Annotated in this window: 24 protein-coding genes and 1 pseudogene; 4 read left to right on the plus strand and 21 right to left on the minus strand. The window is 68.0% G+C overall.

The window, feature by feature from the left end:
• The first annotated feature begins 51 nt into the window (after positions 1 to 51).
• Together ychF and AU187_RS15245 are read left to right on the plus strand one after the other, a co-directional pair.
• Positions 52 to 1,143 carry a redox-regulated ATPase YchF gene (ychF, locus tag AU187_RS15240; protein ID WP_059166888.1) on the plus strand — a complete coding sequence of 364 codons (1,092 nt, stop codon included), beginning with the start codon at positions 52 to 54 and terminating at the stop codon, positions 1,141 to 1,143.
• A gap of 21 nt (positions 1,144 to 1,164) precedes the next feature.
• The gene (locus AU187_RS15245) at positions 1,165 to 2,004 is read left to right on the plus strand and encodes a hypothetical protein (RefSeq protein ID WP_156442357.1); all 840 of its coding nucleotides are present in this window, start codon (positions 1,165 to 1,167) and stop codon (positions 2,002 to 2,004) included.
• A gap of 19 nt (positions 2,005 to 2,023) precedes the next feature.
• Here AU187_RS15245 and AU187_RS15250 read toward each other — a convergent pair whose 3' ends face one another.
• The 20 genes and pseudogenes from AU187_RS15250 to AU187_RS15345 all read right to left on the minus strand — a co-directional run.
• Positions 2,024 to 2,662 (minus strand): hypothetical protein, encoded by a 639-nt coding sequence (locus tag AU187_RS15250; RefSeq protein WP_059166890.1) that lies wholly within the window; start codon positions 2,660 to 2,662, stop codon positions 2,024 to 2,026.
• A 203-nt stretch (positions 2,663 to 2,865) separates the two neighbouring features.
• Positions 2,866 to 3,321 (minus strand): hypothetical protein, encoded by a 456-nt coding sequence (locus AU187_RS15255; protein ID WP_059166891.1) that lies wholly within the window; start codon positions 3,319 to 3,321, stop codon positions 2,866 to 2,868.
• A gap of 88 nt (positions 3,322 to 3,409) precedes the next feature.
• Complete coding sequence (locus tag AU187_RS15260) at positions 3,410 to 3,706, minus strand: hypothetical protein (RefSeq protein ID WP_059166892.1); 297 nt, start codon at positions 3,704 to 3,706, stop codon at positions 3,410 to 3,412.
• Positions 3,703 to 5,193 (minus strand): terminase large subunit domain-containing protein, encoded by a 1,491-nt coding sequence (locus tag AU187_RS15265; RefSeq protein ID WP_502687768.1) that lies wholly within the window; start codon positions 5,191 to 5,193, stop codon positions 3,703 to 3,705. The genes AU187_RS15260 and AU187_RS15265 overlap by 4 nt, the downstream gene beginning before the upstream one ends.
• Positions 5,194 to 5,219: 26 nt before the next feature.
• Positions 5,220 to 5,492 (minus strand): hypothetical protein, encoded by a 273-nt coding sequence (locus AU187_RS15270; protein WP_059166894.1) that lies wholly within the window; start codon positions 5,490 to 5,492, stop codon positions 5,220 to 5,222.
• A 64-nt stretch (positions 5,493 to 5,556) separates the two neighbouring features.
• A complete protein-coding gene (locus AU187_RS15275; RefSeq protein WP_286131915.1) occupies positions 5,557 to 6,129 on the minus strand; it encodes a hypothetical protein in 573 nt (190 codons plus the stop codon).
• On the minus strand, positions 6,126 to 6,452 hold the full coding sequence (locus tag AU187_RS15280; protein ID WP_059166895.1) for a hypothetical protein: 327 nt from the start codon (positions 6,450 to 6,452) through the stop codon (positions 6,126 to 6,128). Before AU187_RS15280 ends, AU187_RS15275 begins: the two co-directional genes overlap by 4 nt.
• Before the next feature lie 2 nt (positions 6,453 to 6,454).
• Positions 6,455 to 7,282, minus strand: a complete 828-nt coding sequence (locus AU187_RS15285; protein WP_059166896.1) for a hypothetical protein — start codon at positions 7,280 to 7,282, stop codon at positions 6,455 to 6,457.
• 27 nt (positions 7,283 to 7,309) lie between these two features.
• Positions 7,310 to 8,023 (minus strand): hypothetical protein, encoded by a 714-nt coding sequence (locus tag AU187_RS15290; RefSeq protein ID WP_059166897.1) that lies wholly within the window; start codon positions 8,021 to 8,023, stop codon positions 7,310 to 7,312.
• On the minus strand, positions 8,020 to 8,274 hold the full coding sequence (locus AU187_RS15295) for a hypothetical protein (RefSeq protein ID WP_059166921.1): 255 nt from the start codon (positions 8,272 to 8,274) through the stop codon (positions 8,020 to 8,022). Before AU187_RS15295 ends, AU187_RS15290 begins: the two co-directional genes overlap by 4 nt.
• A gap of 200 nt (positions 8,275 to 8,474) precedes the next feature.
• Positions 8,475 to 9,056, minus strand: a complete 582-nt coding sequence (locus AU187_RS15300) for a recombinase family protein (RefSeq protein ID WP_059166898.1) — start codon at positions 9,054 to 9,056, stop codon at positions 8,475 to 8,477.
• A 137-nt stretch (positions 9,057 to 9,193) separates the two neighbouring features.
• A complete protein-coding gene (locus AU187_RS15305; protein WP_059166899.1) occupies positions 9,194 to 9,727 on the minus strand; it encodes a hypothetical protein in 534 nt (177 codons plus the stop codon).
• The gene (locus AU187_RS15310; protein ID WP_286131916.1) at positions 9,724 to 10,236 is read right to left on the minus strand and encodes a hypothetical protein; all 513 of its coding nucleotides are present in this window, start codon (positions 10,234 to 10,236) and stop codon (positions 9,724 to 9,726) included. The genes AU187_RS15305 and AU187_RS15310 overlap by 4 nt, the downstream gene beginning before the upstream one ends.
• Before the next feature lie 506 nt (positions 10,237 to 10,742).
• On the minus strand, positions 10,743 to 12,818 hold the full coding sequence (locus tag AU187_RS15315) for a DNA primase family protein (RefSeq protein ID WP_059166900.1): 2,076 nt from the start codon (positions 12,816 to 12,818) through the stop codon (positions 10,743 to 10,745).
• 137 nt (positions 12,819 to 12,955) lie between these two features.
• Positions 12,956 to 13,186, minus strand: a complete 231-nt coding sequence (locus AU187_RS15320) for a hypothetical protein (protein ID WP_059166901.1) — start codon at positions 13,184 to 13,186, stop codon at positions 12,956 to 12,958.
• 222 nt (positions 13,187 to 13,408) lie between these two features.
• On the minus strand, positions 13,409 to 14,473 hold the full coding sequence (locus AU187_RS15325; protein ID WP_059166902.1) for a DUF6011 domain-containing protein: 1,065 nt from the start codon (positions 14,471 to 14,473) through the stop codon (positions 13,409 to 13,411).
• Positions 14,470 to 14,682: a hypothetical protein gene (locus AU187_RS15330; RefSeq protein WP_059166903.1), complete on the minus strand. Its 213-nt coding sequence runs from the start codon at positions 14,680 to 14,682 to the stop codon at positions 14,470 to 14,472. The genes AU187_RS15325 and AU187_RS15330 overlap by 4 nt, the downstream gene beginning before the upstream one ends.
• Positions 14,679 to 14,996: a helix-turn-helix domain-containing protein gene (locus AU187_RS15335; protein ID WP_059166904.1), complete on the minus strand. Its 318-nt coding sequence runs from the start codon at positions 14,994 to 14,996 to the stop codon at positions 14,679 to 14,681. Before AU187_RS15335 ends, AU187_RS15330 begins: the two co-directional genes overlap by 4 nt.
• Positions 14,997 to 15,309: 313 nt before the next feature.
• Complete coding sequence (locus AU187_RS15340) at positions 15,310 to 16,674, minus strand: recombinase family protein (protein ID WP_059166905.1); 1,365 nt, start codon at positions 16,672 to 16,674, stop codon at positions 15,310 to 15,312.
• A 198-nt stretch (positions 16,675 to 16,872) separates the two neighbouring features.
• A pseudogene (locus tag AU187_RS15345) lies at positions 16,873 to 17,144 on the minus strand (VOC family protein); the annotation flags it as partial.
• 154 nt (positions 17,145 to 17,298) lie between these two features.
• Between AU187_RS15345 and AU187_RS15350 the strand changes: the two are divergent.
• Positions 17,299 to 17,664 (plus strand): DUF1801 domain-containing protein, encoded by a 366-nt coding sequence (locus tag AU187_RS15350; protein WP_059097948.1) that lies wholly within the window; start codon positions 17,299 to 17,301, stop codon positions 17,662 to 17,664.
• 24 nt (positions 17,665 to 17,688) lie between these two features.
• Here the strand turns inward: AU187_RS15350 and AU187_RS15355 are convergent, their stop codons facing one another.
• Entirely contained in the window at positions 17,689 to 17,958 is a 270-nt protein-coding gene (locus AU187_RS15355) for a hypothetical protein (protein ID WP_059097947.1), read from the minus strand.
• A 123-nt stretch (positions 17,959 to 18,081) separates the two neighbouring features.
• Between AU187_RS15355 and AU187_RS15360 the strand changes: the two genes are divergently transcribed.
• Entirely contained in the window at positions 18,082 to 18,567 is a 486-nt protein-coding gene (locus tag AU187_RS15360; RefSeq protein ID WP_059097946.1) for an SRPBCC family protein, read from the plus strand.
• The last annotated feature ends 258 nt before the right edge of the window (positions 18,568 to 18,825 follow it).

Consider the following 18,825-nt stretch of genomic DNA (forward strand, 5'->3'; position numbering starts at 1 on the left):
TGTCAGCGCGGTTCGGGCGCGCCCGTCACAGTCTCCTAGACTCTGGACCCTGTGAGCTTGAACCTGGGAATCGTCGGCTTGCCGAACGTCGGAAAATCGACGCTGTTCAACGCGTTGACGCGAAACGACGTGCTGGCCGCCAACTACCCGTTCGCCACGATCGAGCCGAATGAGGGCGTCGTGCCGCTGCCCGATCCGCGATTGGCCGAGCTGGCCAGAATTTTCGGGTCGGAAAGGATCATTCATGCGCCGGTCACCTTCGTTGATATCGCCGGGATCGTCAAGGGCGCATCCGAAGGCGCCGGGCTCGGCAACAAGTTTCTGGCCAACATCCGCGAGAGTGACGCCATCTGCCAAGTGGTGCGTGTGTTCAGCGACGACGACGTGGCACACGTCGACGGCCGCATCGACCCGAAGTCCGACATAGAGGTGATCGAGACCGAACTGATCCTCGCCGACCTGCAGACGTTGGAGAAGGCACTGCCGCGGCTGGAGAAGGAAGCCAGGACGCACAAGGAGCGCAGGCCGGCACACGAGGCGGCCGCGGCGGCGCAGGAGATCCTCAACGGTGGGACGACGTTGTTCGCCGCGGGTGCGGACACCGCGCCGTTGCGCGAACTGAATCTGCTGACGACCAAACCGTTCCTGTACGTGTTCAACGCCGACGAGGCGGTGTTGACCGACGACGCGCGAAAGGCGGAGTTGCGCGAGATGGTGGCGCCCGCCGATGCGGTGTTCCTGGACGCGAAGATCGAGGCCGAGCTGCAGGAGCTCGACGACGAGTCGGCCGCCGAGCTGCTCGAGTCGATCGGCCAGACCGAACGTGGGCTGGATGCGTTGGCGCGGGCGGGTTTTCACACGCTGAAGCTGCAGACGTTCTTGACCGCGGGGCCGAAAGAGTCCCGTGCGTGGACGATTCACCAGGGCGACACCGCGCCGAAGGCGGCGGGGGTGATCCACACCGACTTCGAGAAGGGTTTCATCAAGGCCGAGATCGTCTCCTACGACGACCTGGTCGAGGCCGGATCGATGGCTGTGGCGAAGGCGGCGGGCAAGGTGCGGATGGAGGGTAAGGACTACGTCATGGCCGACGGCGACGTGGTGGAGTTCCGCCACGGACAAGCATCAAAGTCGAAGTCTTAGGCGCAGTCGGAGGTTATGGCCATGACCGCACCCGACGCCGAGATTCTGCGCGACCGGGTGCACCGAGCCAGCGAGGTGCGCGGGTCCATCGGCACACTGTGGAACGAGTACATGGAACGCGAACCGCGCCAGTTCGGTCTAGTGGCCGACGCCGAGTCCGACACCCGCTGGACCTTCGTCATCAACACCATCGAGCCGATGCCGGTGCGGATCAGCACCTTGTTCGGCGAGTGGCTGTACCTCCTGCGCGCTGCACTCGACGGCACGGCGTACTACGTCGCCGTGCGCGACAGCGGCCAGAACCCGCCGCCCAACGAGCGCAGCATCTACTTTCCGATCAAGACCGACCCCGCCAAGTACGACAGCCAGGGGCACCGGCAGGCGTTAATCGCCCTGTCCGACACGACGTTCGGCGATCTGCGCACCGTCCAGCCGTTCAACGCCCAGCCTGACCACAAGTCGAACGTGTTGTGGTGGATCGAAGAATTGGCGCGCATCGACCGTCACCGCTACGGCCACGCCCTCGTTCCGCACATCGTCAACGTGCGCATCGGCCTGCAACCCCCGCTCGCACTGGTCACCAATCACCTCGCCGACTTGCCGACGGGCCGCGTGCCGATTGACGAATCCGCACCCATGCCGCTGCTCGAACTGGACGCTCCGGCTGATTTCGATGAGGCGACGATCCGCGAGTACATGGACATCAGCAGCGCGGCGGAGAACGCGCTCGATGTCACCGAGTGGGTGGCCAACGCCTCGGCACCCATGCGAACGATGGACCTCGGTGAGCGGATGTGGCGGTGTGAGGATTTCCTGCTCAACGACATCATCGAACCGATGATCGGCGCGCCGCCTCGGTGAGTGCCCGGGCACCGCCGGATTACACCGAGCCGTCGCCGTCCTGGTCGATGAAGGAGCCGATGATGATCTGGCTACGGTCGGGGTCGTCGGTGCTGTAAACCTGCACCAGGAGTGCGCGAGCAGGTGCGGTGTCATTCACCCATTCCCGCTTCCGGTACTTCGATCCGTCGTCGCTGATGCCGTCCTCATCGCCCGCGTATCGGCGATCTAGACCGCCGATGGTGTCGAAGTCCCACTCGGTGCTCACATAGCGTTCGGTGTCGTCGTAGCTGAGCGGAACGTCCCACATCTCCATCACGTCGCCGCCGTCGCCGTCAGGGGAGTCATTGGTGGCGCGGAGGGTAGAACCACTTGGCAGGCGCAGGCCTTTCACCGTGGGCGACTCCGGCCCCGGCTCGGACTCATCGGTGTCGGAACCTTCGGCCATGCCCCGCGCCATCATCATCGGCATCTCAGCGCAGGCAGCCTCGTACTTCGGGAGCAGCTCATCGGCTTGATCTTGGGGGAGGTTCAGCGAGTCGAGTGTGTCGGCATTGACGGCGTTCGGATTGAACGCGCACGCCATCAGCGGTCCCGCAAACCGCTCCGACACGTCCTCAAGTGGCGTGCTGGCAGGAACCAGTTCCATGTCGTCAATGGCGGTGTAGAGGGCGACCATGCCCGGCGCTGACCCCAGCATGTCCGCTTTGTCGGACTTCCACTGCTGCAACCACGGGCTGTTGCGGTGTTTGGGCTCCTCACTTCCGCAGCCGGTCAGAACTACACCGGCAACTACACCTACAGCGAGCCACCCACCCCTATACACCATGCTTCCTCCCCTTGTTCCCGTGCGCGACCCTGATCGAGGTCAGGCCATGCCATCTAGCTGACGAAGTGCCACGCCCCGCAACCGTTAGTCATAAACACCAGACGATGGTCGTCGTCAATCATTCCGTCCCAAGAGCTGACATCGCCGTCGGGTTGGATGTTCACCTGCACCGTCTCGCCTGGCACGGCTGTGCCCTCGTCAAGGATCAGCCCCGGTCGGTAGCGGGCGACGGAGCGAATCGACCATTGACAATTGCCGGTCGCGGTCGCCTCGTAGACGCCCCAGTCCTTGCCGTCCATCCCGCCCATCTCGTGGGTGCCGTTGCCGGGAATCGTCGCGTGATCATCTGCCGGAGGCGCAGCCGGTGCAGCCTGGCCCGGCGTCGTCGTGCCTGTCGAGGAGTCGTCTTGGCTGGACACCGCAACCATCACAGCAACGCAGCCACCGACCAGGAAAAAGCCCCCCACCAGCACGACGCCGCAACCGATACCCTTTTTGACAATCCCCATGCCGGGGATGGTAGCTAACCCGTCAGCGCCCGGTTCCGCTTTACGTGGTCAGTAACGGAGGGGCCAGCCGTCCTCGGCCAGCGCGCGATCAGCGCGCCGCCGACTCGGTGAACGTCGGCACCCATCCCCCGCAGTCGTCGCACCCGTACATGCTGACCAGCGACAATTCGCCCCGCGCATAGGCCACCGCATCCCGGTTGGACACGTGCCGCAACGCGCGCTGCGCCTCGATGTCGGTCAACGGCGGCGGGTTGCATCGGGCGCAGTCGCAGCCGCCCGGCTCGGCGGCGGTGGTGAGGTCCGCGCGCAGCCTCGACCGGCCCGTTCTCGTTAGTGCCCCGCAGCCCGCCGGGCCGACGGTGCGCGCGGCAGTGCAGCCGGTCACCGCCCACCGATCTGGCGCGTCATCCACTGCGGCGGCGGCGCAATCTTGCCCTCGCGCGCACGGCGGGCGGTGTCGATGGGACTGACGACGTGCATCGTCTGGCCGATGGAGTGCGCCAGCACGTCGTAGGCCACCACCGCCGCAGCTACCCGGTCGGGTTGATGCTGCCCCGCTTCCCACGTGACGGCCTGCGCCTCGAAGTCAGGCAGGAACCCCGCCACCCGTGCGCGTCCGGTTTCCAGCGCGGCGAGCAGGCCGGTAGAACGGGCCACCGCATCGCCCTTGCCCCGGTCGGTGCCCTTCGGTGGCCACCCGGTCACGCGGATGGGACGGTCCATGCGGAACCGGGCCAACACCTCGGTGACCAACCGGGTGTAGGTGGCCCGAGCCGCGAACGCCTCCACCGCGATCTCCGACGCGCCCACGTCGGCGGCGAGTTGCACAGCGCGCACCGCCCATGCGTCCGATGTCATCCGGCCCGACACGTCGGCGATGAGGGCCACCACGCCGTCGGCGGTCAGCGCGGCGGCGACGATGCCCGTCTCGTCGCCCTCGCCGGAGTCGGCGGGGTCCACACCGACGACGATCTTCACCGTGCCCGGCGGCGCTGCGGGCAACCGCCACGTGTCGATCCACGCCGCCTTGATGAGGCCGCCCTCGGGCGTCGCGGGGGTGCCCAAATACATTGCGGCCCAAGCCCGCGACCCGACCTCGGTCTTGATCTCGCGGAACTGTTCGGCGGTGCGCCCCACCGCGCTGGTCATGGCCACGCCGCTGCGTTCGCGGCCCAATGCGTCGGGAACTCCGGCGGTGCTGATGGCCGGGATGTTCACGCACCGCCACCGGCTGCCGGGTTCGGCCAGCAGCGACCCGGCGAGGTCGTCGGGGTGCCACCGGGTCAGCACGACGATGGCGGACGCGCCGGGCATCAGCCGGGTCATCAGGCTGGCTTTGAACTCGGCGGTGAGCCGCCGCCGGTAGGCGTCCGAGTCGGCCTCCTGCGCGCCCTTTACGGGGTCATCGACCAGCAGCACCGATGCGCCGAACCCGGTTGTGCTGGACAGGATGCCGCCCGCCAACATGCCGCCCCGGTGACCGGCCACCCGCCACCGCCCGACAGCCTGCTTGTCCGCCGCCAACTCGATGCCGACGACTGCGGGGTTCTCGGCGATCAGCCGCCGCGCCGCCGCGCTGTGCTCCTCGGCCAGGGCATCACCGTAGGACTTCACGATGACTTCGGCGTCGGGGTTCCGCGACAGCAGCCACACCGGGAACACCTGCGACGTGAGCACCGACTTGCCGGTCCTCGGGGGCATGGTCACGACCAGACGTGAGTCGGACTCCTCAACGGCCCGCACCAACTCGTCGGACAGCAGCTTGATGGCCGGGGTGACCACGTAGCCGGGGATGAGCCGCCGGGCCAGTTCCGCCGGGGTCGCGGGACGCCTCCGTTGGCGCGCCGCCCCGATGGCACGGACGGCGGTCAGCGTGTCGATGGGGTTGGCGCACGACGTCACGCGGCGTTCTCCTTCACGGGTTTGAAACCGGCGCACGCGGCGGTCCACAGGTCGGCCCGACGCCATTGGTGCCCGCAGCCATCGCACACGTACTCGCACACCACGCCCTTGCCTCCGCGCCACGTCACGGCGTCCGGCTCGGTCTCGGTGGCCAGGCGCACGCAACGGTCGGCGTGATGCCCCGCCGGGTTGCACCGGGGGCAGTAGTCGGGCAGCCAGAAGTCGTGGAACGGATCAGCCGACGCGGTGTCGGTGGTGGGGTTCGTCACGGTGTCTCCTCATGGTGTCGTTGGGTGGTGAGGTGGCCCCGCGTGGTTGTGGTCGCCCGTCAGGTCATGCGGGCACCGGGCGCATACCGGCCCGCAGGTTGGCCAACTGCACACTGCCCGGCCCACCCTCGTCGGTCAGGCCGAGCGCCGCGCACACGTCGGCGTGGGTCGCCTCCCCGGTGTCGTAGAGCCGCCGGGCCACACGCATCACAGCGGGCCATGTCCGCTCGATGAGCGGGGTGACGAAGTGCCCCAGATGCGTGCCGCCGGAAGCGATCAGCATCCGGTCGTCCTTGTACCCGCCCGCGTTGAGAATCGCCAACACCTGCCGCTGAGTCGGGCGGTTGTCGCGGCCACCGGCACGGAACTTCGCCTGTGCCCACGGCCCGGCATACGCGATCTCGGGGTCACGCCCGTGGGGCGTGTCGGCGAACGAGGCGAGGCCATCGACGCCCCACACGCGGCTGTTGGACACCACCGCGCTGCGCAGTTGGCCACCGAGGGCGACACCAGCGACGGCGTGGGCCGCTTCGTGAACGCACGTTTCGAGGTGTGCGCGTTCGCGCCGCGTGATGGTGGCCAGTGTCAGCGGTGGCTTGCGCCGGGTCATGGTGGTGTCCTTCCTGATGGTGGTCATCGGGGCGCGTCGGTGGTGGTGGCCGACGCTCCGACGGCGGCGCGGTACACAACCGGGCCGTCGCCGTCGGAACGCCGACCGTTCGCCGACACGGGAGGTTCTGAGTCGTTGTTTCTCAACAGTTTTCGCTCGTTCTTCGCCCGCTCCTTGGCTTGGCGCACGACCCACCGCGCCGCCGACTCGTCCAAGTAGCGGTCGATGCAGTCGGTGCAGGTGTACTCCCACACGCTGCCCTTGTAGTGCCAGCACGGCCCGCCGCACGACTGGCAGCGCGGCCCGTCGTAGGTGGCGGTCACCGTGTCGGCCTCACGCTCGGCGGTCATCGTCACGGCGTCACCTCCGGCGTCACCGTCACTGCCGCGATGACAGCCTCATAGCCGACGGTGACCGACCGCTCGGCGATGGCGGCAAACGTGTTGTGCCGCTCGTCAATCGCCTCGCGAACCGCGACGGTGTTGCGCCACCCGAACGGCTGCGATGTGGCCACCAGCGTGTCGCCGAGCCCTGCGACGTACCCGCCGCCGAAGACCCAGCGGTGGCCCATCGGGGTCGTCCAGCCGGTGCCGGTGCGGCTCACCAACCGGGACTCGGCGGCGACTGCCGCCCACTGCGCCCCGGCGTGAATGAATCCGACGGTGTTCGTCTCGGCGAACGCCGCCTCAAGGTGGCCGAGGGCCAGGGTCAGGTCAACCGCCGAGACGATGCCCGCCGCCGTATCGGCGGCGTCGGTCAACAGCCGCTCGGCGAACTCCCGCTCCACCATCGGCTGTTCCTGCAACCGCATGATCTGCGCCGCGCGGTCGCGGACCTCCGCGCGCGACGGCTCGGTGAGGTCGCACTCGTCGTAACCCCACACCGTCAGCGGGTCGAACGGGTCGAGGATCGGCGGACGGGTGCCCTCCTTGCGCTCGTCGTTGTCGATGGCGGGTGGTGTGCACCAGTCCGCCTCCCACACCCCGGCGGCGTCCGCGCCGCCGTAGTTCGCGCCACGGACCTCGACGCCGTTGAGCCAGCGCGTGGGGCCGGTGTCGTCGGTCCAGAACGTCGCCGGGTAGAGACCCTGCGGTGCCGCATTGACCACCGGAACCTCGAAGTGCACAGGCAGCATCGCGGGGTGGGTGGTCACCGGGAAGTCGGGCAGGCCGGTCGTCATGGTCGTCTCCTCGAATGTCGTTGGCGCTTAGTCGGTGTCGATGCCCATTGCGGCCAACTCGGCCCGCGCCCGGTCGGTCCCGGTCGGGCGGTGGTCGGCGAAGTCATCGCGGTCGAGGCGGCGTTCCAGCGCCAACACGGCGCGGTCGATGGTGCGGGACAGCAACCGCGCCAGCAGTTCCGACCGGGACGCCTGGCCACGCAGCGCGGCGGCGTTGGGCGGATGCGCCCGCGCCAACAGGTCGGAGAACTCGGCATCGACCGTCTCGGCCATCGCCACCACCGCCGCCGCCCACGCGCCGGACGCCATCATGTCCTCGGTGATGTCGGGCAGCGCCGGGCGAGACGCGAGGTCGCAGAGGGTGGTCATGGCGTACTTCCGCTTGCCCGGCTCGTCGGCCAGGTGCACGGTGCGACGGCGGGCATCGGTCTCGGCCACCCACCCGACGACGACGCCGACAGCCTCATGGACCGCCTCGGCGAGGTACGGCACCGTTGCCGTGGCGCGCATGAATCGGGTGGGCCGGTCGTCGGCGGCGATGCGCTCGGAGAGTGGGTGGACGACATCGGCGACCTCGCGGACCAAGGACCAGTCGCCGTCGTAGTGGCCCGCCGTGAACCCGGTGCGCCGACGGTGGCGCAACTCGGTCTGGCTGTACCGGCGCGGCGGCTGCGGATGCTGCGCGGCGAGTGCGGCGAACGTTCGGTTGCGCGCCATCACGCCGGGCTGAATGCCGGTCATCGGGCCACCGCCTCGGCGTCGGTCGCGGTCTCGGCGGCGATGAGGTCGGCCAGTTCCTCGGCCCGTTCGGGGTCGATGCCGGTCTCGATCATCGCCCCCCGGTGCTTCCACCACGCCAGTGCTGCGGTGGCCTCCTGCACACGCGGCCCATCGACCTCGCCACGGCTGGCCATCGCTCCGAGGGAGCCGCGCCACTCTCGGGCGGTGCGGTCACGGGGATGGACGGTGCGGGCGGTTGAGGCTGTCGTCATGTGCACCACACTAGCTAGCTTGCGCGCAAGCTACTACGCCGAAAACCGTTGTGCGGCAATGCAAACTATCCAAACTATCCCGACGGATACGGGAATGTGGCGCCTGGCGTACGCCTTACGACGTGGCGAAATGCGTTTGGCATCGACGCCAAAACCCGGCCCCATAAGTTGGGACCGGGTTTTGGCGTGTCGGGTGGGGGTCAGTCGGCGAGATAGCGGTACAGCGTGGCCCGGCTGACGCCCAACGTCTCGGCGATGGTCGGCACCGGCTCGCCGTTGTCGCGCATCCGGCGGGCCAGTGCCGCCTTGTCGGCGTCGAGTTTCTTGGGCCTGCCGATGGGCAGGTCGCGGGCCTTGCGCGCCGCGCGGGACGCCGCCCGGCGTTCGCGGCCAAGTTCCAGTTCCAACTCGGCGAGTGATGCCAGCACCCCGGCGACCATGCGCCCGGTGGCGTTGGACGTGTCGATGCCCTCGCGCAACGACCGCAGGACGATGCCGCGCGCGCCGAGGTCGCGGATGGTCAGCATGACCTCGGCGGCGTTGCGCCCGAGCCGGTCGATGCCGACGACCACGATGGTGTCGCCCTCGCGGGCATAGTCGAGCAGCGCGGCCAGGCCGGGCCGCTGCTCGCGGGTCGATGTGCCGGTGAGCTTGTCGGAGTACACGCGGGCAGCCTCAACCCCGGCGGCGGTGAGTGCGTCGGCTTGGGCGTCGAGCGACTGGTGGCCGGTGCTGACGCGGGCGTATCCGAGCAACGTGCCGGTAGCGGTGGCGGCGGTCATGGTGGTGTCCTGTCTCGAAACGGTGCGAACACCAGTAATGATACGCGACACCTTTTGCGACACGCCACCTCGCGCGACGCTGGATGCAGCACGGCAGCGCGGTGGCGTATCGAATCTATAGTTTTGCGACGGGCAGATCAGTTCCGCCGGGTGCCGCCCGCCAGCCACGCCGCCGTCGGGTCGTAATGGTCCGGTCGCGGCGATGTCGGCACCATCCCGACGATGGACACCACCGCCGGCTCGGCACCGCCAACATCGTCAAGATCGACGGCACCGGGTCCACCGTCGGGATGGATGTCAACGGCACCGTCGTCGGTGTCGTCGGACGGCACCGTCTCGGGGCCGTGCGCCACGCTGACGAATGGAACCGGGTCGGGCGGGGTGTCGGAGGGGTCCGGCGTGGCCACCGCCTCACCGGCCTGATGACGGGACACCGCCGCCCACTCGCTCAACTCATCGGCGGTCAGCGCACCGAGCGCGAGGGCCTGGCGGGCGATGTCGCGGTGCACGTCCCACAGCGGGTCGCCATCACCGCCCACGGTGCCGAACAGCGCCCGGCACTCGGCGACAGCCTGGTCCTCCAACGCGGTCGGCGACAGCCTGCCGTCGGCCACGTCGCGGGCGATGGAAGATGCCGCCTTGATGGCGTCCTCGGGGGTCATCGTGGTCATCGGGGGATCTCCTCCACTTCGGCGTCGATGATGTTGCCGCTGCTGATGGCGGTCTGGGGTTCGCGTTGGGCGACCAACGCCAGCAGTTCGGATTCGAGCCGGTCGATGACGGCGCGCGGGTCGTGGGTGACCTTCACGTCCACCTGCTGCGCAACCGGAACATGCAACCCGTTGATCTTGGCGTCCTTGTCGATGCCGTCGGCGATGGCACGGGCGTACGCGACGACGGCCTGATGGTCACCCGCCTGCTTCGCCTCGGCCATTCCGGCGAACAGCACCGACTTGGTGATGCGCAGTCCATCGCTGGCGGTGCGGCGCAAGGTGGCGGCATTGTCGGCGGGTTCGGACTCGGCCAGGCGGGCCACCGCCAACTGCGCCGCCCGCCGCGACCGGAACCCCTCGGAGTCCGCGATCTGCTGCCACGTCTTGCCGGTGCCGCGCAGCCACCGGGCACGCTCGGCACGGCGGCGGCTGTCCTCCCGACTCATCGCCGGTCCTGGTTTGGCCATGTGGCCATTGTGGGGCAATTAGGCGCGAATCGAGAACACCGACTTTTACGGTGAATTAGGTTGCGGCGGCTGTTGTTTCGGTGCCACCGCCCACAGCGCGGCGGGTTGATGGCCGTCGGCGCGGAGTGGGGCGGTGGGGTCGTGGACCCGGTAACCCACGTAACCGGGTTACCGGGCCAAAACCATTCCCCCATACACAAATATCCCTCTCCTACAACAACAAATAGTTATGTGGGTTACCTGGGTTACCGGGTTACCGAGAGGGAGTCTGGACCGCCGAATATGCCCCACAGCCTGCGTATATGCGCCGCCGTGCCGACTCTGCCGGGGCGCACCGCCAGGTGGGTTACCACCGGGTTACCCGGTGCCGGTAACCCGGTTAGTGCCACGCGCGGGGTGGGTGACACCGCCCGCCGGGGCCGGGCGCGGACCGCCGCAGGGCGGTAACCCGGTCGGGTAACCCGGTTTCGGGGCCGGGTAACCTGTCTGCGGGCCGCGTCGGTCGCCTAGTTCGTCCAAGGGTCGGCGAGGGGGTCGGTGGACACGACCCGCTGCGCCGTCACACCGTTGAGACCCCGCGCGATGACGGCGGTTTGTGCGCGCTGAACACCCCACACGACCGCCCACTTGCCCGGTTTGCCGCCGGGTAGCTTCTTCTGCCCCGGCTTCACCGGGTCGAGGTACAGCGCCTTGAGGGCCGCGCGGAACTTGTTCAGGCTCATGCCCTTGCCGGTGTTGTTGGTCTCGGCCCACCCCTGCCAGACGGTGTAGAGGGGCTTGAGGTCAACGAAGTCCTCGGCGGTGCCGATCTCGCAGCACTCGTTGACGAACGTGCGCACCGGAGACGACAACTCGGACATCTCGGCGTCGAGTTCGTCGGCGTGGGCGCTGCGGGTGAACCGGCCCCCGCTGGCGTTGAGCAGCGCCAGACCCTCGACGGCCCACCGCAACACCTGGCCCAGTTCGCGCGCGACGATGCGCCGTTTGAGGCCGGGGTCGTCGTCGTCGGTGCCACGGAACCCGCGCGACGTTTCCAGGATCAGCGCGCGCCGTTGCAGCGCGCTGCTGTTGTCCGACCAGCGCGGCATCTCGTTGGCCGACCCGTGGAACCGCACCGGCAGCCGCGCCGACACCGCCGTCTTGTACTTGCGCTCGACCGTCACCTCGTCCTCGCCCGTGATGGCGAGAAGGTTGCCGACGGCGGTGGTGGAGTCGCGTGCACCGAAACGAATGTCGCTCATCAGCGCCAGCGTCGCGCCGGTCTCGTAGAGCGCCTGCAACCCGAACTGGCTGTTGAGGGTGTCCAGCTTGGTCGCGTTCACGATGCCGAGCAGTGTGCCGAGGATGTCGGCGATGATGGACTTGCCGCTGCCGCTCGGGCCGATGATGAGCAACCACTTCTGCAAGTCGGTGCGCCCGCTCAACACGTAGCCGAACCACTGTTGGAGGCAGGTGATCGCGCCGGGGTCGTCGCCCCACTGGTCGGCCAGCATCCGCAGCCAGTCGCACTCGGCATAGGGGTCGGCACGGTGGTCGTAGTCAGCCTCGATGCGGCTCAGGGAGAACCACAGTGGGGTGTTGCGGACCACCTCGCCGGTTTCCAGGTCGAGCACGCCGTTGCGCACCAGCACCCGTGTGCCGCCGCTATAGACGCCGTGGCGGTGGCCGTAGACATCGGGCAACTCACGCGGCGCGGTGCCGGTTCCGGCGTGCAACTCGTCGGCGAGAGCGTTCTCCACCTGGGTCAGGCCACGGTCGTCGGGGTTCCACCATTTGAGCGAATACTCGTTGCCCTTGGCCAACTGCCGGGTCTTGACGTACCAGAGCGTCTGCAACACCTCGCGCAACTGGCCACGCATCCACTCGGGGTCGGTGTGGGCCACCCATCGCGGCGGCTCGCCCGGCGCGGTGCTCTCGTAGCTGCACCACACCTGGTCGATGCGGACCAGAGTCGGCATCCAGTCGCGCCGACGACTGCGGCGCGTGCCCTTGGGGGGCATCAGCCTCCGGCTGCTGTACCTCTCACGGACCAGCCAGCGCGCGACCGCCGTGGGTGATTGCGGAGGCGCGATCACCTTGCGGGCGTTGACCTTCGCCTGCTCGTCGGCGGTCAGCGCGTCGTAGATGGACTTAGGGACGCCGTTGATGCGCGTCTCGGCGGCGGGTGCGGCGGCGTCCAGGTCGGGGTCGGGGACGTAGAGGGCGCGCAATAGCTCGATCTCGGGGTCGGCGCTGCCGTCGGCCTCGGCGAACTCGCGAACCTCCTGGCGCGTCGGCAGGGCCACGCCCCGCTCGGCGAACCCGTCGGCCACCATGTCGATGGGGATGGCCGGGGTGTCCTCTAACCACGGGTCGCGGTCGGGCTTGCCGGTGTGGGGGTCGATCATGTCGCGCCCGTGATAGATCGCCTCGCGCAGCCAATCAGCGATGAGCGTGGCGCGGTCGTCCGGCATCACCGAACTCAGTGCGTCGGTCGGGTCGGCGTCCCACAGCTTCGCCAGATGCGCGCCGCTGATGGTGGTGGTGATGCCGGTGCTGGCCTCGGCATCGGCGGCATTACCGACTTCGGAGGTATTATTCACTTCGTACCTTTCGGATGGGGTGGTGTCCGCCGGAGGGACTGACTCTCTCGGGGAGTCGTCGTTGGGTGATGCCGTCCGGCAACAACATCGCGCCGAAGCCAAACGCGCGAGCCGGGCGGCATCACTGTTTTCATCGTCTAGTCACGTTGTGCCCCGATGGATTTCGTCTCGACGGTGTTGGCCGCGATGTACTCGGCGAGATCAGAGGCGCGGTAGAGCACCTTGCGGCCATCACGCACGTATCGCGGGCCGGTCCCGGCGAATCTCTCCTGCGCGAGTGCACCGACGGTCTTGTGGCGGAACTCGGCGACAGCCTGGGGCGGGTACAACGCATCGGGGTTGTCGAGGCGGACTTCGGTCGTGGTCATGGGTCGTCCTCCTTTCGATCACCGCGAATTAGGCGGTGTGAGTTCACGTTACGGCTCGACCGTGCACGCGCTGGGGCATGAGCCGGCCAGTTTCCCGACGTTTACGGTCTTGTCTCGCTTAGCAATTCGGTGTTCGGGCCGGTAGCTGTGGGCAACAATCCCGACCCCCTCGGGATAGTCATGCCGTGAAACTGGCCGGGGTACATGACGTGTCGCGGGCGGTTAGGCGGTGCCAGCGGGGGTGAGTTGCCTACCCGACGGGTAGGCGATCCCGAGATGCTCGGCGCACACCTCGCCACAGCCCGTCGCAATGGACTCGGGACGGGTGAGCAACTGCTCGCACCGTGCACACACCCCGTACAGCGCGCCGAACCGCTGAAACTCCTCCTCGGTCATCAGCCGCCCGTATCTGGCGATCTGGTGCATCCAGTCGTGGTGGCTCTGCGGGATGGCGTACTCCCAGCACTCCTCGATTGGGTACTTGCGTTTCTGCTTGCCCTGCGTCGTGATGCGCCCGGTGTACATCTCGTGATTCAGTCGCCGCGCGTAGAGCTTTCCCGAGCCGTAGGGGGCGACGGTGACGCGGAAGTAGAAGCGCATCGACGGGGCCGTCTGCACGACGTAGTACCCCTCGACCACCGACCCGCCGCCGGGGGCGAAGTCGCCCAACTCGTCGGGGTGCATACGGATCGGCTTGAGGCCGAGGGGGTCGCCGGGACGGGGAGGAGCGTCGAACTTCTCCCGCTCCCGCTGCCAGCGTTCTCGGTCCCGCCGTTGCTGTTGTTGTAGCCGTTTCCGCCGTGCCTCCTCCCGCTCAGCCATCTCGCGCACCCACTCGGGGTCGGGGGTGGTGCGCGAGACCAAAGGCGGTGACACCAACGGCGGCGGGGGAGCACTGGCGGGGCGACGCCAGACGGTCACCCACCCCTCGACCGGACCGGGCAGCAGTCCCGGTGTCGGAATCAGCCTCGACGCCGCGTCGGTGCCGACGCAGACCGCGATGCCGGGGTGACCTACCGTCTCCGCGTAGACGCGCAGCCAGGCCACCGCCGTGTCGGCGTCCGTGGTGACCAACTCGGGCGGCACCTTTCCTCGCCGGTCGCGGACGGGCACACGGTCAGCGTCGGAGACACCCTGTCGGATGTCGGCGACCACCTTGCCGGTCGGGCACATGACGGCGACGGACACGCCTTGCCCGCAGGCGGCGTGCAGTAGTGCGGCTAGGCCGTCCAGGTCGGTCGTTTCCGGCGGGCTCGCCAGCAGGAGTGTGAGGCGCGGGGAGGTCATCGCACACCGCCAACGGCCTGGTCCTCGGGCAGCATCCCGCCGGGCGCGTTGTAGCGCGCCTCGAACTCGGCGAACGTGTCGGGGAACGCCATCCGCAGCCGGGCGGCGTTGCCGGTGTCCGCCTTGCGGATTGCCGCCATGATGAGCGCGTGAAACGGCGGGTCCGCCGCGCCGATCTGCTGGGATGCCCGATAGTCGTACAGGCTCACGCGGCACCACCACTGAGCACGGCACGGATGCGGTCGGCCTGCTCGGCGGTCAGCGGGGGAGCCGCATCGACCAGCTTCTTGACGTGCTCGCGGTACGGGTCCGGCGGTGTGCCCGGCTGGCCGTCTCGGGCGCGGACCCACGCATCGACCTCAACAGGGTCGAAATACAGCCGCCGCACGACGCGGTGGGCGGGCAGGCCGTCCTCGGCGACGAACTTGCGGATGGTTTGGGCGGATAGACCGCCGAAGAATCGTTCGCTGACCTCGGCGGTGTTGAGGTAGCCGACGGGGGCGGTGGTGGCGGTGGGGGCCATCGCGGAACTCCGAATTGATCGGTGCGGTTCCGCGACGTTCGCCTAGCAGGGCACACTCCCGCGCTGTCCCTAGGCTCTCATCGCGCGGACGCTTTGCAGCGCCCACACTGGGCCATGAGCATGTCCGCTGCGCTTGCCGGGGCGTCTATGTCGGCCTCGGTAGTTCGGTCTGCGGGCGGCGCACGGACTACCTGCGGGAGCAATCGACGCCCGTGCGTTGACGCCCACTATAGCCGACTAGCGTTGGTCGCGTCCGAACGAAAGGCGTTGAGCGGGTTCACAATCCCGACGTTTACGGGATTGTCGGCGCTGGCTAGGAACGCCAGATGATCTGCACCGTGTCGGGGTCGAACGTCTTGGACCCATGACGGCCACGGCGCAACCGCACCTCGCACAGCGCCTCGATGACCGCGCGGCGGGCCATCAGCGACCCGTCGCGGAACGCCGCCGCCGGGTCGGGTGCGCCCAGCACCTCGTCCAGTGCGGTGCCGGTCTGGTACCCGCGCATCTCGCGCTCGACAGCCTCCAACTCGGCCCGAACCCGTTCGGTGCGTGCGTGATACCGCACGCCGTCGATGTAACCGGCGTCGTAGTCGGCATCCGCCGCCGCGAGTTGGTCGCGGAGTTCTCGGGTGCGCTCGACCAACGGGGCCAGCGACTCGTCGGGACGGGCCAGCAGCACGGCGGCGTCCTCGCGGCTCAACCGCTCGGTCACCACGTCCATCACGTACTGATCCACCCCAGCCCGAACCCGGTTGACGTGCGTTGCCTTGCATCGGTATTGACTGCCAGCGAACCCGGTGACGCGCGCCCCGCACTCGTCGCAGTAGTAGAGGCCGGACCCGAGATGCTTGCGGTCTGTGCCCTGCTGGGTGCGTCGGCGGGGGTCGGACAGGCGCGCCTGCACCACGTCGAACACGTCGTCGGCCACAAGCGCCTCCCACTTGCCGCGCACGCCTTCGAGCACCTGGCCGTCGTACACCGCCCGCCCGGCGTAACGCGGGTTCGTCAAGATGTCGCGCACGCTCGACGGGTTCCACGGCTTGCCGTTGCGGGCCATCACGCCGTCGTCGGTGAGGATGCGGGCGGTCGATTTCAGTGACTCGCCGGAGTGGAACAGCTTGAACACGCGGCGCACCACGTCGGCCTCGTCGGGCACCGTCTCGCCCTTCGGGGTGTAGCCGGTCAGCCGCACACCCAGCGGCGGGCGACCGAGTTGGGCGCGCTGCAACGCCGCAGCCTTCTGCCGCGCGCTCTTGCGCTCGACCTCCGACCGGGCCACGGCCATCTTGATGCGCGCGAACAGCCGCCCGGCGTCGGTGGTGAGGTCGGCCTCGCCGTTGGCGGTCACCAACGCCAGCCCCTTGCCCTCGGCGGCATCCACCCAATCCTCCAATTGGCGGGGCTGGCGGGTGAGCCGGTCGAGGTCGTAGCACACCAGCGCATCGAATTGCCTTGTCTCGTATGCCTTTACCAGCCCGTCGTAGCCGGGCCGATTCTTGCGGGCATCGCTGGCGCTGATCGAGTTGTCCACGAACTCGGCGACGGCGGTCCACCCGCGTTGCTCGATGATCTGCTGGCACGCCTCGCGCTGGCGGGCCACGGCCAGCCCCTCGCCGGTCTGGTCGAGGGATATGCGCAGATATACCGCAGCGCGGCGGGCGGTGGTGGTGGGCATGACATCACCATACGTTTATCCATCGCGGAATGTGGTGGAGTTCAGGTTCAACGTGTAGGCGTCGGTGGGTGGCTGACACAACGTCACCCTGAGAGCGTCGTCGCGGATATATATGCACGGCGACGCTCTGAGGCTGACATTGTGGCCGTTTGCGCATAGATGCGTGCGATCATCCCGCTCGAGTACTACGCATTGTAGTACTTCATTTCTGCTGCGCGCCCACAGCGCGATGTGGTTGATGCCGACGGCCTGGTCGCTGTGCGTCAACTTGTTCCCGGTGCGGGCCGGCTGGATGCCGATGTAGCTGTGCGGGTTGACGTACCGCGTCATGTAATACGTCGACTCGTACTCCATGTTCAGCGAGAAAAACTGCTGTAACCGAGCCAGCCGAATAGCGCGTCGTAGAACGCGATGGAGTCGTCGTAATCCAAAACCGCGAACTCGACGTGACTCACACCGCGCCACTGCATCCGATCTCCCTCGATCAGCTAGCTACTACGTACTGTAGTACTAGTAGGTGGCGCAGGGAAGTCCTCGTTCGGAGACGGCTTCGGTGCGCGGGTCATCCATACCGCGCATCGTCGTGATGTTTTTCGATGACGATGGTTTGAGTAAATTCGAGGCATGACCGAGGACTGGCGCATCGGTCGGATCGACGAGATCCGGTCGCTGATCAAGCAAGCCGAACCTGACGTCGTCGAGGAGATCAAATGGCGTAAACCATCGAACCCCGATGGCGTGCCGGCATTCTCGTTGGACGGCCTCATCTGCACCCTCGAGATGTACAAGGGCAAGGTGAAGGTGAATTTCGCCAAGGGTTCGTCCATCAGCGACCCGGACAAGCTGTTCAACGCGAGCCTGCAGGCACCGGTCGGGCGCTCCATCGACCTACGCGAAGACGACGAATTGGATCCGGGCGCATTCAAGAAGTTGATCAACGAGGCGGTGAAGGTCAACCGCACAAACCGAGCTTCGAAGCGTCGTAAGTGAGATTGTGCCGCGTCGCCGCGCGGCTCAGTTGGCGGTCCCTACGCGCACCGAACCGTCGCCGAAACGTGATTCGGGGGCGGACACACGCACCGACCCGTCGCCGAGCCTGGAGCCGGGATTGGTGCGCACCGAGCCGTCGCCCGCAGCGCTGGGATTCGAGTGGTCGATCGCCGGTCCGGGCTGCGGCGACGGGGTGGCGCCGGCGGGGCCCGCGGTCAGTCCCAACGTGAGGGCGACACCGCCTGCCGCTAACGCCGCGGCCATCATCTTCTTGAGGTTGTCGGTCCTGTTCATGTCGTACGGTCCTTTCGGGAAGGCGACGCATCGGTCCGCGTTGCCGTTGCGACAAGTACATGGCGTCGGGATTGCTACCGGTCCCAAGAATCGTGGCAGCCGGTTCGGGTTCAATGTTGTGCCATGGCTCGTACCGATACCGCGTCTCGGGTGGTCAAAGCCCCGCTGAGCCGGGTCTTCGAAGCGCTTGTCGACCCCGACGCGCTCGCCGAATGGCTGCCGCCGTCGGGGATGACCGGCCGGTTCGATCACTTCGACGCCCGCCCGGGTGGTTCCTACCGGATGGCCCTGACCTACACCGATCCGCCCACCGGCGGCGGCAAGACTGACGCCGACTCGGATGTCGTCGAGGGTCGCTTCCTCGCGATCGAACTCGATGACCGCGTCGTGCAAGCAGTCGACTTCGCTTCGGACGACCCGGCTTTCGGCGGGACCATGACGATGACCTGGACGGTGAGGAGGGTCGACGGCGGCACCCGAGTCGACCTGCGCACCGACGACGTGCCGCCGGGGATATCGGCGACTGACCACGAGGCCGGCATGAACTCCTCGCTGGACAACCTGGCCGCCTACCTCGCCCGGCACCAGACCGTCTTTCGCGCCGAGTGACCCGGGCCTCCCGACAGGCATAGGGCAGAATCGCGCAAGTGACGCAGCCGCCACGACGCCCAGGGCCGCCTGACTGGCGAGGCCGAGGTGCGCCACCGCCCAACCCGGGCCAGAGGCCGCCACCGCCGCCGAGACGGCTGGCTCCACCGGGGCAGCCGCCGCCGAACCAGCCGCCCGAGCCGCCGACCGAGCGGTTCGGGGCACCGTCGCCATCGCCGAAGGTCCGGCCGGCTCAGCGATATCCGAAGCCCCCCTCGC

The organism is Mycobacterium sp. IS-1556 (assembly GCF_001499985.1).
Classification (GTDB): Bacteria; Actinomycetota; Actinomycetes; order Mycobacteriales; family Mycobacteriaceae; genus Mycobacterium.

Excerpts from the sequence above, each read along its gene's own strand:
- AU187_RS15305 (WP_059166899.1), bottom strand. The coding sequence starts at position 9,727 with ATGACCACGATGACCCCCGAGGACGCCATCAAGGCGGCATCTTCCATC.
- AU187_RS15245 (WP_156442357.1), top strand. The coding sequence starts at position 1,165 with ATGACCGCACCCGACGCCGAGATTCTGCGCGACCGGGTGCACCGAGCC.
- AU187_RS15355 (WP_059097947.1), bottom strand. The coding sequence starts at position 17,958 with ATGAACAGGACCGACAACCTCAAGAAGATGATGGCCGCGGCGTTAGCG.
- AU187_RS15310 (WP_286131916.1), bottom strand. The coding sequence starts at position 10,236 with ATGGCCAAACCAGGACCGGCGATGAGTCGGGAGGACAGCCGCCGCCGT.
- AU187_RS15290 (WP_059166897.1), bottom strand. The coding sequence starts at position 8,023 with ATGACCGGCATTCAGCCCGGCGTGATGGCGCGCAACCGAACGTTCGCC.
- AU187_RS15320 (WP_059166901.1), bottom strand. The coding sequence starts at position 13,186 with ATGACCACGACCGAAGTCCGCCTCGACAACCCCGATGCGTTGTACCCG.
- AU187_RS15255 (WP_059166891.1), bottom strand. The coding sequence starts at position 3,321 with ATGGGGATTGTCAAAAAGGGTATCGGTTGCGGCGTCGTGCTGGTGGGG.
- AU187_RS15285 (WP_059166896.1), bottom strand. The coding sequence starts at position 7,282 with ATGACGACCGGCCTGCCCGACTTCCCGGTGACCACCCACCCCGCGATG.
- AU187_RS15300 (WP_059166898.1), bottom strand. The coding sequence starts at position 9,056 with ATGACCGCCGCCACCGCTACCGGCACGTTGCTCGGATACGCCCGCGTC.
- AU187_RS15335 (WP_059166904.1), bottom strand. The coding sequence starts at position 14,996 with ATGGCCCCCACCGCCACCACCGCCCCCGTCGGCTACCTCAACACCGCC.
- AU187_RS15350 (WP_059097948.1), top strand. The coding sequence starts at position 17,299 with ATGACCGAGGACTGGCGCATCGGTCGGATCGACGAGATCCGGTCGCTG.
- AU187_RS15250 (WP_059166890.1), bottom strand. The coding sequence starts at position 2,662 with ATGGTCGCCCTCTACACCGCCATTGACGACATGGAACTGGTTCCTGCC.
- AU187_RS15340 (WP_059166905.1), bottom strand. The coding sequence starts at position 16,674 with ATGCCCACCACCACCGCCCGCCGCGCTGCGGTATATCTGCGCATATCC.
- AU187_RS15360 (WP_059097946.1), top strand. The coding sequence starts at position 18,082 with ATGGCTCGTACCGATACCGCGTCTCGGGTGGTCAAAGCCCCGCTGAGC.
- AU187_RS15295 (WP_059166921.1), bottom strand. The coding sequence starts at position 8,274 with ATGACGACAGCCTCAACCGCCCGCACCGTCCATCCCCGTGACCGCACC.
- AU187_RS15325 (WP_059166902.1), bottom strand. The coding sequence starts at position 14,473 with ATGACCTCCCCGCGCCTCACACTCCTGCTGGCGAGCCCGCCGGAAACG.
- AU187_RS15275 (WP_286131915.1), bottom strand. The coding sequence starts at position 6,129 with ATGACCACCATCAGGAAGGACACCACCATGACCCGGCGCAAGCCACCG.
- AU187_RS15280 (WP_059166895.1), bottom strand. The coding sequence starts at position 6,452 with ATGACCGCCGAGCGTGAGGCCGACACGGTGACCGCCACCTACGACGGG.